The organism is Streptomyces malaysiense, assembly GCF_000980885.2.
Taxonomy (GTDB): Bacteria; Actinomycetota; Actinomycetes; order Streptomycetales; family Streptomycetaceae; genus Streptomyces; species Streptomyces malaysiense.
In genome coordinates, this window is sequence record NZ_LBDA02000062.1 from 1 (window position 1) to 15,333 (window position 15,333).

General features: G+C 71.1%; 13 protein-coding genes and 1 tRNA gene. 4 read left to right on the forward strand and 10 right to left on the reverse strand.

Features of this window, described 5'->3' with window-relative positions; all coding sequences use genetic code 11:
* A partial coding sequence (locus VT52_RS25805; protein ID WP_206306607.1) for a chitinase occupies positions 1 to 944 on the forward strand: 944 nt, incomplete at its 5' end.
* Between the two features lie 62 nt (positions 945 to 1,006).
* Here the strand turns inward: VT52_RS25805 and VT52_RS25810 are convergent.
* The 4 genes from VT52_RS25810 to VT52_RS25825 form a co-directional block, all read right to left on the reverse strand.
* On the reverse strand, positions 1,007 to 2,434 hold the full coding sequence (locus VT52_RS25810; RefSeq protein WP_046419587.1) for a GH1 family beta-glucosidase: 1,428 nt from the start codon (positions 2,432 to 2,434) through the stop codon (positions 1,007 to 1,009).
* A gap of 147 nt (positions 2,435 to 2,581) precedes the next feature.
* Positions 2,582 to 3,475, reverse strand: coding sequence for a carbohydrate ABC transporter permease (locus VT52_RS25815; RefSeq protein ID WP_206306608.1), 894 nt, complete (start codon positions 3,473 to 3,475; stop codon positions 2,582 to 2,584).
* Positions 3,472 to 4,494, reverse strand: a complete 1,023-nt coding sequence (locus VT52_RS25820) for a carbohydrate ABC transporter permease (protein WP_046419585.1) — start codon at positions 4,492 to 4,494, stop codon at positions 3,472 to 3,474. The genes VT52_RS25815 and VT52_RS25820 overlap by 4 nt, the downstream gene beginning before the upstream one ends.
* Complete coding sequence (locus tag VT52_RS25825) at positions 4,491 to 5,816, reverse strand: ABC transporter substrate-binding protein (RefSeq protein WP_046419583.1); 1,326 nt, start codon at positions 5,814 to 5,816, stop codon at positions 4,491 to 4,493. Before VT52_RS25825 ends, VT52_RS25820 begins: the two co-directional genes overlap by 4 nt.
* Before the next feature lie 331 nt (positions 5,817 to 6,147).
* Here VT52_RS25825 and VT52_RS25830 point away from each other — a divergent pair, with 331 nt between their 5' ends.
* Positions 6,148 to 7,203 (forward strand): LacI family DNA-binding transcriptional regulator, encoded by a 1,056-nt coding sequence (locus VT52_RS25830; RefSeq protein ID WP_046419581.1) that lies wholly within the window; start codon positions 6,148 to 6,150, stop codon positions 7,201 to 7,203.
* A gap of 134 nt (positions 7,204 to 7,337) precedes the next feature.
* Here the strand turns inward: VT52_RS25830 and VT52_RS25835 are convergent.
* The 4 genes from VT52_RS25835 to VT52_RS25850 form a co-directional block, all read right to left on the reverse strand.
* A tRNA-His gene (locus tag VT52_RS25835) sits at positions 7,338 to 7,410 on the reverse strand.
* A 244-nt stretch (positions 7,411 to 7,654) separates the two neighbouring features.
* Positions 7,655 to 8,260 (reverse strand): oligoribonuclease, encoded by a 606-nt coding sequence (orn, locus tag VT52_RS25840; RefSeq protein ID WP_046419579.1) that lies wholly within the window; start codon positions 8,258 to 8,260, stop codon positions 7,655 to 7,657.
* Between the two features lie 148 nt (positions 8,261 to 8,408).
* Positions 8,409 to 9,635 carry a helix-turn-helix domain-containing protein gene (locus tag VT52_RS25845; RefSeq protein WP_046419576.1) on the reverse strand — a complete coding sequence of 409 codons (1,227 nt, stop codon included), beginning with the start codon at positions 9,633 to 9,635 and terminating at the stop codon, positions 8,409 to 8,411.
* 379 nt (positions 9,636 to 10,014) lie between these two features.
* Positions 10,015 to 10,404 carry a hypothetical protein gene (locus VT52_RS25850; protein WP_046419575.1) on the reverse strand — a complete coding sequence of 130 codons (390 nt, stop codon included), beginning with the start codon at positions 10,402 to 10,404 and terminating at the stop codon, positions 10,015 to 10,017.
* Between the two features lie 365 nt (positions 10,405 to 10,769).
* Here VT52_RS25850 and VT52_RS25855 point away from each other — a divergent pair, with 365 nt between their 5' ends.
* Entirely contained in the window at positions 10,770 to 11,297 is a 528-nt protein-coding gene (locus VT52_RS25855) for a universal stress protein (protein WP_046419573.1), read from the forward strand.
* A 55-nt stretch (positions 11,298 to 11,352) separates the two neighbouring features.
* Here VT52_RS25855 and glmS read toward each other — a convergent pair whose 3' ends face one another.
* A complete protein-coding gene (gene glmS, locus VT52_RS25860; protein WP_046419570.1) occupies positions 11,353 to 13,170 on the reverse strand; it encodes a glutamine--fructose-6-phosphate transaminase (isomerizing) in 1,818 nt (605 codons plus the stop codon).
* A gap of 12 nt (positions 13,171 to 13,182) precedes the next feature.
* On the reverse strand, positions 13,183 to 13,440 hold the full coding sequence (locus VT52_RS25865) for a hypothetical protein (protein WP_046419567.1): 258 nt from the start codon (positions 13,438 to 13,440) through the stop codon (positions 13,183 to 13,185).
* Between the two features lie 252 nt (positions 13,441 to 13,692).
* Between VT52_RS25865 and VT52_RS25870 the strand changes: the two genes are divergently transcribed.
* On the forward strand, positions 13,693 to 15,294 hold the full coding sequence (locus VT52_RS25870) for a beta-N-acetylhexosaminidase (RefSeq protein ID WP_046419565.1): 1,602 nt from the start codon (positions 13,693 to 13,695) through the stop codon (positions 15,292 to 15,294).
* Positions 15,295 to 15,333 lie beyond the last annotated feature (39 nt).

Below are 15,333 nucleotides of genomic sequence, written 5' to 3' on the forward strand. Positions count from 1 at the left end.
CCGCCACCCCCACCCCCACGCCGACCACGAGCACCGGTTCCGGCACCACCGCGTCCGCCGGGTTCGCCCCCTACGTGGACACCTCCCTCTACCCGGCCTTCGACCTGCTCGGCGCCGCCGACGTCACCGGGGTGAAGAACTTCAACCTGGCCTTCATCACCGACGGCGGCGGCTGCACCCCCAAGTGGGGCGGGGTCACCGATGTGACCAGCGACGCCGTGGCCGCGCAGATCGGCGCCCTGCGCGCCAAGGGCGGTGACGTCCGGGTCTCCTTCGGCGGCGCCTCCGGCTCCGAGCTGGCCACCACCTGCTCCTCCGCGGACGCGCTCGCGGCGGCGTACGGCAAGGCGATCGACGCGTTCAAGCTGACCAAGGTCGACTTCGACGTGGAGGGCGGCGCGCTGCCGAACACGGCCGCCAACACCCGCCGCGCCCAGGCCATCGCCAAGCTCCAGGCCCAGCACCCCGGCCTGGACGTCTCCTTCACCCTCCCGGTGATGCCCGAGGGCCTCACCCAGGACGGCGTCAACCTGCTGTCCAACGCCAAGGCCAACGGCGTGAAGACCGGCACGGTCAACATCATGGCGATGGACTACGGCTCCTCGTACAACGGCGACATGGGCGGGTACGCCGAGCAGGCGGCGACCGCCACCCAGGCCCAGGTCAAGAGCGTGCTCGGGCTCTCCGACGCGGCCGCCTGGAAGACCGTCGCCGTCACCCCGATGATCGGGGTCAACGACGTCTCCGCCGAGACCTTCACGGTCGCCGACGCCACCCGGCTCGCGGGCTTCGCCACGGCCAAGGGCCTGGGCGGGCTCTCCATGTGGTCGGCAGCCCGCGACCAGCAGTGCTCCGGCGGCCCCAAGCCCTACGCCGACCCGACCTGCAGCTCCATCGCCCAGGACAAGTGGGCGTTCTCGAAGGCGTTCGCCGCCTTCAAGTGATCCACGGGCACGGATGAGGGGCGCGGCGGAGAGACGCCGCGCCCCTCGCTCGCGCGGTCAGCTCACACCGCGTCGAGCGGCGGCAGCTCCCCCGTCCGCGCCGCCCGGCCGTACCAGTGGGCACTCGACTTCGGGGTGCGCTCCAGGGTCGCGTAGTCGACGTACACCGTGCCGAACCGCTTGCCGTAGCCGTACGCCCACTCGAAGTTGTCCATCAGGGACCACAGGTAGTAGCCGCGCACATCGGCCCCGTCGGCGATGGCGCGCCCGACCTCGGCGAGGTGGGCGCGCAGATAGGCGATGCGCTCGGGGTCGTGCACCCGGCCCTCGGCGTCCGGCTTGTCGTCGTAGGCCGCGCCGTTCTCAGTGATGTACAGGCGCAGCCCCGGGGCCTCGCGCGAGTAGCGCATGATCAGCTCGTGCAGGCCGCTCGGGTCGACGGTCCAGCCCATCTCGGTGCGCTCGCCCGGCGTCTGGTGGAACAGCACGTCGTCGGCGCCGGGCCAGGGGGAGTGCTCGCTGGCGCCGTGGCCGTCCGCGCGCGGGCCCGCGACCTTGCCGGGGGCGGCCGAGACCAGCGCAGGGGTGTAGTAGTTCAGGCCCAGCGCGTTCAGCGGTGCCCCGGCCGCGGCCAGGTCGCCGTCCCGCACGAAGGACCAGTCGGTGACCGAGGCGGTGTCCTCCAGCAGCGAGGCGGGGTACGCCCCGTGCAGCATCGGACCGTGGAAGACGCCGTTGGCCAGGTCGTCGATGCGCCGGACCGCCGCGAGGTCGGCCGGGTCCTGTGAGAGCGGCCGCACCACCGAGGAGTTGAGGCTGACCGCGATCTGGTTGCGGGCCGGCATCACCGAACGCAGCGCCGAGACGGCGAGGCCGTGGCCGAGGTTGAGGTGGTGCGCGGCGCGCAGCGAGGCCGCCGGATCGGTGCGGCCGGGGGCGTGCACCCCGGAGCCGTAGCCCAGGAAGGCGCTGCACCAGGGCTCGTTGAGGGTGATCCAGCGCTCCACCCGGTCGCCCAGGGCGTCCCCGACGAGCTCGGCGTACTCCGCGAACCGCAGCGCGGTCTCGCGCTCCGGCCAGCCGCCCGCGTCCTCCAGCTCCTGCGGCAGGTCCCAGTGGTAGAGGGTGACGGCGGGCTGGATGCCGTGTTCCAGCAGGTCGTCCACGAGCCGGCGGTAGAAGTCCAGGCCCACCTGGACCGCGGGGCCCCGCCCCGTCGGCTGCACCCGGGACCAGGAGACGGAGAACCGGTAGGCGTTCAGGCCGAGGCCGGCCATGAGCGCGACGTCCTCGCGGTAGCGGTGGTAGTGGTCGACGGCGATGTCACCGTGGTCCCCGCCCGCGGTCCTGCCCGGGGTATGGCTGAACGTGTCCCAGATCGAGGGGGTGCGGCCGCCCTCCCGCACCGCTCCCTCGATCTGGTACGCCGAGGTCGCACAGCCCCAGAGGAAGTCGGTCGGGAAGGTGACGGGGGTGAGGGGTTCAGGCATGGAAGCGCTCCCAGGTGAGTTGGAGGGACCGGAGGTGGAGTGCGGACCGTGCGGGGCGGACCGCGGGGCGGAGCCGGGCGCGGGCCGGAGGCGGCCGGAGAGGAGGGGCCGGGCGGCGGCACCCCGGCCCCGTGCGGGCGGCCGGGCTCAGCCCTTGATCGCGCCCTGCATGATCCCGCCCACGATCTGCTTGCCGAACAGCAGGAAGGCGACCAGCAGCGGCAGGGTGCCCAGCAGCGCGCCCGCCATGATCACCGACTGGTCCGGGACGTAGCCGGTGCCCAGTGAGTTCAGGGCCACCTGCACCGTCGGGTTCTGCTGGTTCAGGGCGATGATCGGCCACAGGAAGTCGTTCCAGGCGAACACGAAGGTCAGCAGGCCGAGCACCGCCATCGCGGGCCGCGCGGCCGGGAACACCACGTGCCAGACGATCCGCAGGCTGCTCGCCCCGTCCACCCGGGCCGCCTCGACCAGCTCCGAGGGCAGCGCCTGTACCAGGTACTGCCGCATGAAGAAGGTGCCGAACGCGGTCACCAGGCTCGGCAGGATGACCGTCTGGAGCTGGTTCGACCAGCCGAGGTCCGCCATCCACAGGTACAGCGGTACGACGGCGAGCTGCGGCGGGATCATCATGGTGCCGACGGTCAGCAGCAGCAGCAGCCCGGAGAAGCGGAACCGGAGCTTGGCGAAGGCGAACCCGGCCAGCGTCGCGAACAGCACCGTGCTGACCGTGATGGTGCCCGCCACCAGCACCGAGTTGACCATCGCGGTGCCGAGCCCGGCCTGGTTCCAGGCCGTCCGGAGGTTGCTGAACAGGTTGCCGCCGAACCACAGCGGCGGCGGGGTCTGCGCGAGCCGCCGGTCGGTGCGGGAGGCCGCGATCGCCGTCCACACCAGCGGGGCGAGCGAGACCAGCGCGAAGACGGTCAGGACGGTGTACGTCACCGGGCCGGCGTGCAGCTGCTTGCCTGCGCCCATCACCCGGCGCCGGGTGCGCGGGGTCCGCGCCTTCGGCGGCAGCGTCAGTTCACTGGTGGTCATTGGGACTTCCTCAGCCGTCGGGTGAGCAGCAGATTGACCGCGGCGATGATCAGCAGGATCAGGAACATCGACCAGGCGATCGCGGACGCCTTGCCGAGGTTGCCGACGATCCAGCCCTGGTCGTACATGTAGAGACCGAGCGTCTGGTACTGGTGCTCGGAGCCGCCCTTGGACCCGCTGACCCCGCCGAACAGCAGCGGCTCGCCGAAGAGCTGGGTCGCGCCGATGGTGGAGACCACGACCGTGAACAGGATCGTCGGGCGCAGCTGCGGGACGGTGACGTGGCGGAACTGCTGCCAGCGGCCCGCGCCGTCGATCGCCGCCGACTCGTACAGGTCGGCGGGTATGGCCTGCATGGCGGCGAGGTAGATCAGCGCGTTGTAGCCGGTCCACCGCCAGACCACGATGGACGACACCGCGAACTGCGAACCCCAGTCGGACTCGCGCCAGTTGACCGGCCCCACCCCGGCGAAGTGCAGCAGCCAGTTGACCATGCCGCCGTCCCACGAGTAGAGCAGCGTGAACACCAGGGTCGCCGCGGCCACCGAGGTGGCGTACGGGGTCAGCATCACCACGCGCCACACGGTCGAGCCGCGCAGCCGGTAGTTCAGCATGTGGGCGAGCCCGAGCGCGGCCAGCAGCTGTGGCACGGTCGAGATCACCCCGATGGTGAAGGTGTTCTTCAGCGCGTTCCAGAAGAAGTCCGAGGACAACAGGTTCTTGTAGTTGTCCAGGCCCGTCCAGGTCTGGTGGTCCAGCGAGGAAAGCTGCACATTGTGCAGTGAGTACCACGCCGTGTAGAGCAGCGGGACCAGGGTGAAGGCCCCGAAGAGGATGAAGAAGGGGGCGACGAACGCGTATGGCGACCCCTTCATGTCCCAGCGGTACAGCCTGCTGCGCCAGGAGTCGGCGGCCGCCCCGCCCGGACCGTGAGCGCCCCGGGCCGCGCCCGGCGGGTTGCCGGGCGCGGCCTCGGCGCTCGACGCGGAGTGCGCGAGAGCCTCTTCGGAGCCGGTCACTGGCCGAGCACGTCCTTGATCTCCTTGGACGCCGCGTCCCAGCCCTGGGCCGGCGTCTTGCCCTTCTGCTCGACCTGGAGGATGCCGACGTCCGTGATGGCGGTGGTCATCGGCTGGTCCTTGATGCCGAAGACCTGTGTCGGGATCGTCTTCGCCGAGTCGGAGAAGATCTGGGTGAGCGGCGCGTTCGAGAAGTAGGCGGTGGTGTCCGCGGCCGGCTTCAGGTTCGGGTAGGCCGACGGGGTGGACGGGAAGCTCGCCTGCTTGGAGAAGACCTTCTCCTGCTGGGCCGGCGCGGTCAGCCACTTGGCCAGCGCGATGGCCTCCTTGCGGTGCTTGCCCGCGGTCGGCACACCGATCCAGGAGCCGCCCCAGTTGGACGCGGTGGGCGCCGCCGCCACGTCCCAGTTGCCCTTGCCGGAGTCACCGGACTTCTGCTCGATGTAGCCGATCATCCAGGCCGGGCAGGCGACGGTGGCGAAGGAGGCGTTGGCGTAGCCCTGGTCCCAGGTCGGGTCGAACTGCTTGAGCTTCGCCGACATGTCGCTGGTGGCGACGGTCATCGCCACGTCCCAGGCCTTCTTCACGCCCTGCGACCTGTCCCAGATGACGTTCTCGTCCTTGTCGTAGTAGCGGTCCGCGCCGCCACCGAGGGCCGCGTTGTACACGGAGGCCGCCGAGTCCACGAACTTGGTGCCCTTGGGCGCCTTCTTCATGTACTGCTTGCCGACGTCGACGTACTTGGCCCAGTCGCCCTTCCACATCTGGGCGAGCTTGTCCCGGTCGGTGGGCAGGCCCGCCTTCTGGAGCAGGTCCTTGCGGTAGCAGATCGCCATGGGGCCGATGTCGGTCCCGAGCCCGATCAGCTTGCCGTCCTTGGTCGTGGCCTGGGCGTTCTTCCAGTCCAGCCACTGCGACTTGTCGACGTACTTGCTCATGTCGACGAACTTGTCGGCCTGGGTCTGCACGGCCTCGGTGATGTTGCCGATCTCGATGGCCTGAATGTCATCGGTGCCGGAGCCGGCCTGGAGGCGGGTGAGCACCTTCGGCCAGTAGACGTCGGTGCGGGTGGTGACGTTCTCCTTGATGTTGATGTCCGGGTGGAGCTTCATGTACTCGTCGTAGAGGCCGGCCTGCTTGTAGCCGAAGACGCCGTAGGTCCCGACGGTCAGCGTGATCCCGCCCTTGCCGTTGCCGCCGCCCGCGTCGTCCGAGGAGCCGTCCTTGGCGTCCTTGGCGCAGCCTGCCAACAAACTCGTGGTCAGCGCGGCGACGGCCGCCAGGGCCACCATCCGCCCGGACCGGCGGAAGTTCGTGCGCATTGCGTCCTCCTGTTGCCTGACGTGCCGACCCCCCGGCCGACTGCATGGAATCGGGCCCGTTCGTCACGCGCTGCGGCTCGGGCGGGGAACGTGCGGGTTGTGTAGGTGTCAGGTACTGTGGGAGCGCTCCCACAAGTGATGGCTTGAAGAGTCGTCGGTTCTCAGCGGGGTGTCAAGGGACCTGACACCGGGGCTCGGGTTCAGTTATCGGAGCGTTAACTGGCCCGGACGGGTGGGGCGTTCGGGGCGCCGGGGGCATACGGGGCCGATGGGGTCCCGGGCGGGACTGTTAGATTCCAGCCAACCGGAGGAAGCGAGGGAGGCGGAGCGCATGGCGAGCCACGGAGTGCGGGGCCGGAGCGGGGGCCGACCCACGCTGGAGGAGGTCGCCGCGCGTGCGGGGGTCGGCCGGGGCACGGTCTCGCGGGTGATCAACGGCTCGCCCCGGGTCAGCGACGCGACGCGGGCCGCGGTGGAGGCGGCCGTCGCCGAGCTGGGCTACGTCCCCAATACGGCGGCCCGCGCACTGGCCGCCAACCGCACCGACGCCATCGCGCTCGTCGTCCCCGAGCCGGAGACCCGGTTCTTCGCGGAGCCGTACTTCTCGGACATGCTGCGTGGAGTCGGCGCCGAACTGGCCGACACCGAGATGCAGTTGCTGCTGATCTTCGCGGGCAACGACCGCGAACGGCAGCGCCTCGCCGAGTACTTGGCGGCCCATCGGGTCGACGGCGTCCTCCTGGTCTCGGTCCACGCCGACGACCCGCTCCCCGAGCTGCTGTCCCAGCTGGAGATCCCGGCCGTGGTCAGCGGCCCGCGCTCGGCCACGGAGACGCTCACCTCGGTCGACTCGGACAACTACGGCGGGGCCCGCGCGGCCGTGGAGCACCTCCTCGCGCGCGGCCGCACCCGTATCGCCCACATCACCGGCCGGCTGGACGTCTACGGCGCCCGCCGCCGCGTCGACGGCTACCGGGACGCCCTGCGCGCCGCCGGTCACGAGGTGGACGAACTCCTCATCGAATCCGGCGACTTCACCGAGGATGGCGGCCGCAAGGCCATGACCGCCCTGCTGGCCCGGCGCCCCGGCCTGGACGCCGTCTTCGCCGGCTCCGACGTCACCGCCGCCGGTGCCCGCCAGGTCCTGCGCGAGTCCGGGCTGCGCATCCCCGAGGACGTCTCCCTCGTCGGTTACGACGACTCCGCCATCGCTCGCCACATGGACCCGCCGCTGACCAGCGTCCGCCAGCCCATCGACAACATGGGCCGCGCCATGATCGACCTGCTGCTGACGGAGATATCCGACAGGCGCCCCCCGGGGCTCGGGCGGGGGGAGCGGCGGCACGCGGTGCTGCCGACGGAGCTGGTGGTGCGGGCGTCCTCGTAGGGTGACGCCCGTCACGGCGGCGCCCGTCGAGCTCGGGGTGACCGCCGTGGCGCGGGCCGGGAGAGCGCGGGGGCGCCGGAACGCGAAACAGCCGGTGACCCGTCTTCCGACGAAGTCACCGGCTGTTCACACAGGGTGAGTGACGGGACTCGAACCCGCGGCATCCTGGACCACAACCAGGTGCTCTACCAGCTGAGCTACACCCACCATGACCGGCGCTTGGAAACTTGTCGTTTCCCCGACCGGCCGAGAAGAAGTCTACAGGGTCCGAGGGGGTGCTCGCGCACAGGTTTTCGCGCCGCCCCCCAGCGGACCCCGAACGGCCTCCGGACGGACCCGCCCCGGACAGCCCCCCCGGAGTGACTCCATCCCCGGACGGACCCGCCCGCGGGCCGGCCCCGGGCGGACCCGGGCCGGCCCCGGGCGGACCCGGGCCGGCCCGCGCCGTCGGCTACTCCGCCGCCGGCAGCACGTGCTTCGCCGCGATCGTCCGCGCCGTCTCCGAGTCCGGTCCCGGCTGCGGGACGAAGACGGCCTCGCGGTAGTAGCGCAGCTCGGCGATGGACTCGCGGATGTCGGCGAGCGCCCGGTGGTTGCCGTTCTTCTCCGGGCTGTTGAAGTACGCCCTCGGGTACCAGCGGCGGGCCAGCTCCTTGACCGAGGACACGTCCACGATCCGGTAGTGCAGCCAGTCCTCCAGCGTCGGCATGTCGCGCAGCAGGAAGCCGCGGTCGGTGCCGACCGAGTTGCCGCACAGGGGAGCCTTGCCCGGCTCCTTCACATGCTCCTTGATGTACGCGAGGACCTGCTCCTCGGCGTCCTGGAGCGTCGTACCGTTCGGGAGCTCGGCGAGCAGCCCGGACGCGGTGTGCATCTGACGCACCACCTCCGGCATCGTCTCCAGCGCCCGCTCCGGCGGGCGGATGACGATGTCCACCCCCTCGCCGAGTACGTTCAGCTCGGAGTCGGTGACGAGGGCGGCCACCTCGATGAGAGCGTCGTCGGACAGCGAGAGGCCGGTCATCTCGCAGTCGATCCACACCATGCGATCGTTCATGCGACCACCCTAAGGCGGGCCTCGCCTTTTGGATGCCCCGCGGCGGCCCGGAAGTCGGTGGACGGGCCGGGGCGGGCGGGACGAAGCGAGGGAGTACGGAGCCTGGACCCCGTACCCCCTCACCCGGCCTCGCGGCCCCGGTGCCGGCTCAGCTCCCGGAGCGCGGCCCCGGAAGCAGCGTCACCGCCCCGGCCGCCGCCGTGCGCCTGCTCTGCATCGGCACCCCGTTGTCCCGCTCGGCGTGCAGCACCGAGGGCATGGCGCCCAGCGGTCCCGGACCCGGCAGTCCCGCGGGCGGCAACGGCTGCCCGGCCGACGGCTGGAGCGCGGCCTCCGCCTCACCCGGCTTGTCGGCTCCGGGCCGCCGGGCCCGGTACGCGGCCCGGTACGCGGCGGGGGAGGAGCCGAGCTGGCGGCGGAAGTGCCCGCGCAGCGCGACCGGCGAGCGGAACCCGCACCGCCCGGCCACCTCGTCCACCGAGTAGTCCGACGTCTCCAGCAGCCGCTGCGCCTGGAGCACCCGCTGGGTGATCAGCCATTGCAGCGGCGCGCTCCCGGTGAGCGAACGGAACCTGCGGTCGAACGTACGACGGCTCATGTACGCGCGTGCCGCCAGCGTCTCCACGTCGAACTGCTCGTGGAGGTGCTCCAGCGCCCAGGCGACGACCTCGGCGAGCGGGTCGGCGCCGATCTCCTCGGGTAAAGACCGGTCGAGATAGCGCTCCTGACCGCCCGAGCGGCGCGGCGGAACCACCAGCCGGCGGGCCAGCGCGCCGGCCGCCTCGTTGCCGTGGTCCGTCCGCACGATGTGCAGACAGAGATCGATTCCGGCCGCCGTACCCGCGGAGGTCAGCACGTCGCCGTCGTCGACGAACAGCTCCCGCGGGTCGACGTGCACCGACGGATAGCGCTTGGCCAGCGTCGGCGCGTACATCCAGTGGGTGGTCGCCGGGCGGCCGTCGAGCAGTCCGGCGGCCGCGAGCACGAACGCCCCGGTGCACAGCCCTACGATGCGGGCGCCCTCTTCATGTGCCCGGCGCAGTGCGTCGAGCGCCTCCTCGGGCGGTGGCGCGGTGATCGAACGCCAGGCCGGTACGACGACCGTGCCGGCGCGGGCGATCGCCTCCAGCCCGTGCGGGGCGGTGAGTTCGAGACCGCCCGTGGTCCGCAGCGGACCTTCCTCGCCGCCGCACACCAGCAGTCGGTAGCGCGGCACCCCGGCGTCCTGGCGGTCGATGCCGAACACCGACAGCGGTATGGAACTCTCGAAGATGGGGCCGCCGCTGAACAGCAGCACCGCGACGATCTCCTTGCGGCGACGCCCGGACAGTTTCCGGACAGCGGCTTCCGGCGCGGCGGTGGAGTCGTGGCTCATACTGCTAAGCCCCCCTCGGTGGTCGCGGCTCCTCGGTTGTGTCGCTCCTGCACGTTTCCCCTCGGTCCTGCACGAGTCCCCCGCCGTAAAGACAGTCAAGATCGAATCTACTGGGTCCCGCGAAGGCGCGGTGACCAGTTCCAAATGCGGCACATTGTCGACATGACAACTTGGCGTGAAGCATTCGATCACGAAGCGTTGCACTCGTGGGGCGTGCAGGGAAGTGCGCCTCGGGGCAGTGGCCAAACCGCGTAGGGTGCGCAGCGCCCCGTGGACCCTTTCCGTGCAGGTGGAACGGGGGTTGGGGGGTGGTGGGGACCCCTCTTGGGCGATATCAAGAAGTTGGCTGAAAAGAAGCGTTCGGAGGCATGGAAACCGGTCAGTCGACCGGTGTCCGCTCCCGGGTGTGACGTCCACCTCTTTGCACGCCGCAACGCCCGCCGCCCCGGGCGCCGTTGCGGCCCTCGCCCCGGCCGCCGTCCCGCCCGGCCCCACGCCTCCCGGCGCGCCGTGATCCGCGCCCCCGGTTCCCGCCCGCACTCCGGCGTGCGCCGCGACGCGCCCCGCGCTCCGCGCGTCGCAGCAGAAGCCGGCACGCGCTCGTGACGGCGGCCAGGCCCAGCGCGGTGCCCGTGGCGCCGGCGAGCGAGGTGCCGTACCAGAGCAGGACCACCGGGACGAGGACGCACGTGAAGGCGGCCCAGCGGATCAGCTCGCCGGTGCTGTCCTGCGCGCCGGGCTCCTCGTGGCGGGACCGGGGTCCGGACATCTCGTACTCCCTGTGGCGAGCCGTGTCGGCCGGGTGGCGTCCGGTGGCGCCTGGTGGCTCCCCGTGGCGGTGGCTCACCCCCTTCAACGCCCGGCCGGCCGGTCGGTCACCGGCCGTGCGTCCGCGAACACTGTGCAAAGCGCCTGTACGGGGCAGCGAGCATTGCGCAACGGGCGCGGCTCGTGCATGCTCCGGTGAACCCCTACGGATACCGGGGGGCCGCTTACGGAGCGTGCAAGCGATCTGGGCTCGGGAGGCGTGCCGCCGTACCCTTGGGGGTATGGGGTGGGGAAGATGTTTCCCGGACACAGCTCCGCCGCACACTGTCGTCCCGTCCCATAAAGGATCACAACGCCGAGACAGCCATGGCCGGTCACGAATTCTTCGAACCCGCGGACCGCAAGCGACCGGTCGCCGACCCCACGGCGGCCGATCACCAGGCGGCCGAAGAGCCACGTCATTCCTGCGACCCCGCCTTCCGGCACGGAGTCGTCGTCGGCTTCGACGGCTCCACCTCCAGTGAGCGCGCCCTCGCCTACGCGATCGGCATGGCGCACCGCTCCCACTCCGGGCTGATCATCGTGCATGTCGCCAACCGGTTGCCCACCACGGTGTGGGCGGGCTGCGAGCCACCGGTCTTCGTGGACGTGCCGGATCACCGCACGGAGGTGCTCGGCCTCGAACTCGCCTGCGCGGACTATCTGTCCGAGGTCCCCTGGATCCTCGTCGAGCGTGGCGGCGACATCTGCCATGAACTCGAGGAGGTCGGGCAGGAGTACGAGGCGGACGCGATCGTCGTCGGCTCCACGCACGGGATCGTGGGCCGGATCTTCGGCTCCGTCGCCGGGCGGCTCGCGCGGCGGGCGCGCCGGCCGGTGATCGTCATCCCCTGAGACGGAAGAACCCCCACGCGGTCCGCGTGGGGGCTGGTGCCGTCCGGGGGTGCGGCTACTCGACCGTCACCGACTTCGCCAGGTTCCTCGGCTTGTCGATGTCGCGGCCCAGGGCCTGCGCCGTGTGGTAGGCGAGGAGCTGGAGCGGGATGCCCATCAGGATCGGGTCGAGCTCGTCCTCGTTCTTCGGGACGACGATCGTCTGGTCGGCCTTCTCCTGGTGCTGGTGGGCCACGGCGAGGATCTTGCCCTCGCGCGCCTTGATCTCCTCCAGCGCGGCGCGGTTCTTCTCCAGCAGGTCGTCGTCCGGGATGATCGCGACCGTCGGCAGCGCCGGCTCGATCAGGGCCAGCGGGCCGTGCTTGAGCTCGGAGGCGGGATATGCCTCGGCGTGGATGTAGGAGACCTCCTTGAGCTTGAGGGAGGCCTCGCGGGCGACCGGGTAGCCGCGGACCCGGCCGATGAAGAGCATCGAGCGGGCGTCGGCGTACAGCTCGGCCAGCTCCTTGATCTGCTCCTCCTGCTTGAGGATCTCGGTGATCTGGTCGGGCAGCCTGCGCAGGCCCTCGATGATCCGCTTGCCGTCGCGCACCGAGAGGTCGCGGGTGCGGCCCAGGTGCAGCGCGAGCAGCGCGAAGGCGACCGTGGTGTTGGTGAAGCACTTGGTCGAGACGACGCAGACCTCGGGGCCCGCGTGCACGTAGATCCCGGCGTCCGCCTCCCGGGCGATCGCGGAACCCACCACGTTGACGACGCCGAAGACCCGCGCGCCCTTGCGCTTGAGCTCCTGCACGGCGGCGAGCACGTCGTACGTCTCGCCGGACTGGGAGACCGCGACGTACAGCGTGTCGGGGTCCACGACCGCGTTGCGGTAGCGGAACTCGGAGGCCGGCTCGGCGTCCGCGGGGATGCGGGCCAGCTCCTCGATCATCTGGGCGCCGATGAGCCCCGCGTGGTACGAGGTGCCGCAGCCGAGGATCTTCACCCGGCGGATCCGCCGGGCCTCGCGGGCGTCCAGGTTGAGTCCGCCGAGGTGCACGGTGGAGAAGCGGTCGTCGATCCGGCCGCGCAGCACGCGGTCGACCGCGTCGGCCTGCTCGAAGATCTCCTTGTGCATGTAGGTGTCGTGGCCGCCCATGTCGTACGACTCGGCCTCCCACTCCACCGTGGTGGGCTCGGCGGTGGTGCGCGTGCCCTCGGTGGTGTAGGTGCGGAAGTCGTCGGCCTTGAGGGTGGCCATCTCGCCGTCGTCCAGCGTCACTATCTGGCGGGTGTGCATGACCAGCGCGGCGATGTCCGAGGCGACGAACATCTCCTTCTCGCCGATGCCGAGCACGACCGGGGAGCCGTTGCGGGCCACCACGATCCGGTCCGGGAAGTCGGCGTGCAGCACGGCGATGCCGTACGTGCCCTCGATCAGCCGGACGGCCTGGCGGACCTTGTCCTCCAGCTTGTCGGCGGTGGCGCGGGCGATGAGGTGGGTGAGCACCTCGGTGTCGGTCTCGGAGAGGAACTCGACGCCCTCCGCCTCCAACTTGCGGCGCAGGTCGGCGGCGTTGTCGATGATGCCGTTGTGGACGACCGCGACCTTGTTGTCGGCCGACATGTGCGGGTGGGCGTTCACGTCGGAGGGGGCGCCGTGGGTGGCCCAGCGGGTGTGGGCGATGCCGGTGGTGCCCTTGAAGCGCGCCGGGACCCTGGCCTCCAGGTCGCGCACCCGGCCCTTGGCCTTGACCATCTTCAGGCCGGACGCCTTCGGGGAGGTGACGACGATGCCCGCGGAGTCGTACCCGCGGTACTCCAGCCGCTGGAGGCCCTCCAGGAGGAGGGGGGCGACGTCACGCTTCCCGATGTAACCGACAATTCCGCACATATGCAGGTATTCCTAGCCGTAGACGATGCGGCGCAGCTGCCTGAGCGTCAGCTCGGGCGGTGCCACCGCTCGATATCTGAGGTCCGCCCCGATCCGTTCGAAGATCTCCGCGTTCACCAGGCCCTGGGCCTGGAGCTCGCGGTGGCGGCGACGGACGAAATCGTCCGTCGACTCGTCGAAATAGGCGAGCACGTCCTGGATCACCCGCAGCGCCTCGCCCCTGCCGAGGGGCGTGGACCGCGTCAGATGATCTACGAGTTCGTCGTGCACCCGTAGATCCTCGGACACTGGCGCGGGTTTAGCAAGAATCCTGCCCGATATCGGGCACCGGGGGCGGGCGGGTGGTGAACTCCCTTCCGTCCGCTGTGTTCCATGTCACTTCCGCCTCGTCGCCGGCGCAGGACCGCCGGTCCGGTCCGTGTGAACTCAAGGCGCCATCCTTCTGGATGATTTCCGCCATAGCGGGATTGTTCCGCCCGATCTACGGGAGAGTGGACCCGACCAGATCCGAAGGGAGCGCATGTGGGACGGAACGACCGTACGACTCCCCGAACCGCCCGTGTCCTTGGTTCGCTGCTGCTCGTCGCGGCGGCCGGCGGCTTCACCCTCGGCGCCGCGCCCGCCCCGCCCGAGGCCCGCGTCACCCCCTTGGGCCGGGTGGTCCCGGCCCCCGCCTCCGTCGCCCCGGGCGGAGCGCCGTACCGCATCACCCGTGCCACCGCCGTCCGCGTGGACGACAAGGCCGAGGTCCGGCGCGTCGGCGCCTATCTCGCCGGCGTCCTGCGGCCCTCCACCGGCTATCCGCTGCCGCTCACCGAGCACGGCCCCGGGGGCATCCGGCTGCACCTGGAGAAGGGCGGCCACGGAGCCGAGGGCTACCGGCTGCGCAGCGGACCCTCCGGCGTCACCATCACCGCGAGCGCCCCGGCCGGCCTCTTCCACGGCGTGCAGACGCTGCGCCAACTGCTCCCGGCCGCCGTCGAGAAGAGGACCGTCCAGCACCAGAGCTGGCGGATCGCCGGCGGCACCGTCGAGGACCGCCCCCGCTACGCGTACCGCGGCGCCATGCTGGACGTATCCCGGCACTTCTTCACCGTCGCGCAGGTGGAGCGGTACATCGACGAACTCGCCCTGTACAAGGTCGACGAGCTGCACCTGCACCTCAGCGACGACCAGGGCTGGCGCATCGCCGTCAACTCCTGGCCGAGGCTCGCGCGTTACGGCGGCGCGAGCGAGGTCGGCGGCGGCAAGGGCGGCTTCTACACCCAGGCCGAGTACCGGCGCCTCGTCTCCTACGCGGCCTCCCGCTACGTGGAGGTGGTGCCCGAGATCGACATGCCCGGCCACACCGACGCGGCCCTCGCCTCCTACGCCCGGCTCAACTGCGACGGCGTCGCGCCCCCGCGCTACACGGGCACGGAGGTCGGCTTCAGCTCGCTGTGCGTGTCGAAGGACGTCACGTACATCTTCGTGAACGACGTCATCAGGGAGCTGGCCGCGCTCACCCCGGGCCGCTATCTGCACATCGGCGGCGACGAGGCGCACTCCACCGGCCACGCCGACTATGTGACCTTCATGGACCGGGTGCAGCCGATCGTCGCCAGGTACGGCAAGAAGGTCATCGGCTGGCACCAGCTCACCGGCGCCCGTCCCGCCGAGGGCGCGATCGCCCAGTACTGGGGGGTGGACAGCACCAGCGCGGCCGAGAAGGAGCAGGTCGCACGGGCCGCGCGGGGCGGCACCGGGCTGATCCTGTCCCCGGCCGACCGGGTCTACCTCGACATGAAGTACACGAAGGACACCAGGCTCGGGCTCTCCTGGGCCGGGCTGGTCGAGGTCCGGCGGTCGTACGACTGGGACCCGGGCGCCTGTCTGCCGGGCGTGCCCGCGTCGGCGGTGCGGGGGGTGGAGGCGCCCCTGTGGTCGGAGACGCTGAAGACCTCGGCCGACATCGACTACATGGCGTTCCCGCGGCTGCCGGGCGCGGCCGAGCTGGGCTGGTCGCCCGCCGCCACCCACGACTGGGACACCTACAAGGTGCGGCTGGCCGCCCAGGGCCCCCGTTGGGACGCCCTCGGCATCGGGTACTACCGGTCACCGCAGGTGCCATGGCCCGGCGCGTGAGCGGGAGTCGGACGGGCGCCCCGGAGGACCGCACTCCGG

Excerpts from the sequence above, each read along its gene's own strand:
- VT52_RS25855 (WP_046419573.1), top strand. The coding sequence starts at position 10,770 with ATGGCCGGTCACGAATTCTTCGAACCCGCGGACCGCAAGCGACCGGTC.
- VT52_RS25825 (WP_046419583.1), bottom strand. The coding sequence starts at position 5,816 with ATGCGCACGAACTTCCGCCGGTCCGGGCGGATGGTGGCCCTGGCGGCC.
- VT52_RS25810 (WP_046419587.1), bottom strand. The coding sequence starts at position 2,434 with ATGCCTGAACCCCTCACCCCCGTCACCTTCCCGACCGACTTCCTCTGG.
- VT52_RS25850 (WP_046419575.1), bottom strand. The coding sequence starts at position 10,404 with ATGTCCGGACCCCGGTCCCGCCACGAGGAGCCCGGCGCGCAGGACAGC.
- VT52_RS25815 (WP_206306608.1), bottom strand. The coding sequence starts at position 3,475 with ATGACCACCAGTGAACTGACGCTGCCGCCGAAGGCGCGGACCCCGCGC.
- glmS (WP_046419570.1), bottom strand. The coding sequence starts at position 13,170 with ATGTGCGGAATTGTCGGTTACATCGGGAAGCGTGACGTCGCCCCCCTC.
- orn (WP_046419579.1), bottom strand. The coding sequence starts at position 8,260 with ATGAACGATCGCATGGTGTGGATCGACTGCGAGATGACCGGCCTCTCG.
- VT52_RS25830 (WP_046419581.1), top strand. The coding sequence starts at position 6,148 with ATGGCGAGCCACGGAGTGCGGGGCCGGAGCGGGGGCCGACCCACGCTG.
- VT52_RS25845 (WP_046419576.1), bottom strand. The coding sequence starts at position 9,635 with ATGAGCCACGACTCCACCGCCGCGCCGGAAGCCGCTGTCCGGAAACTG.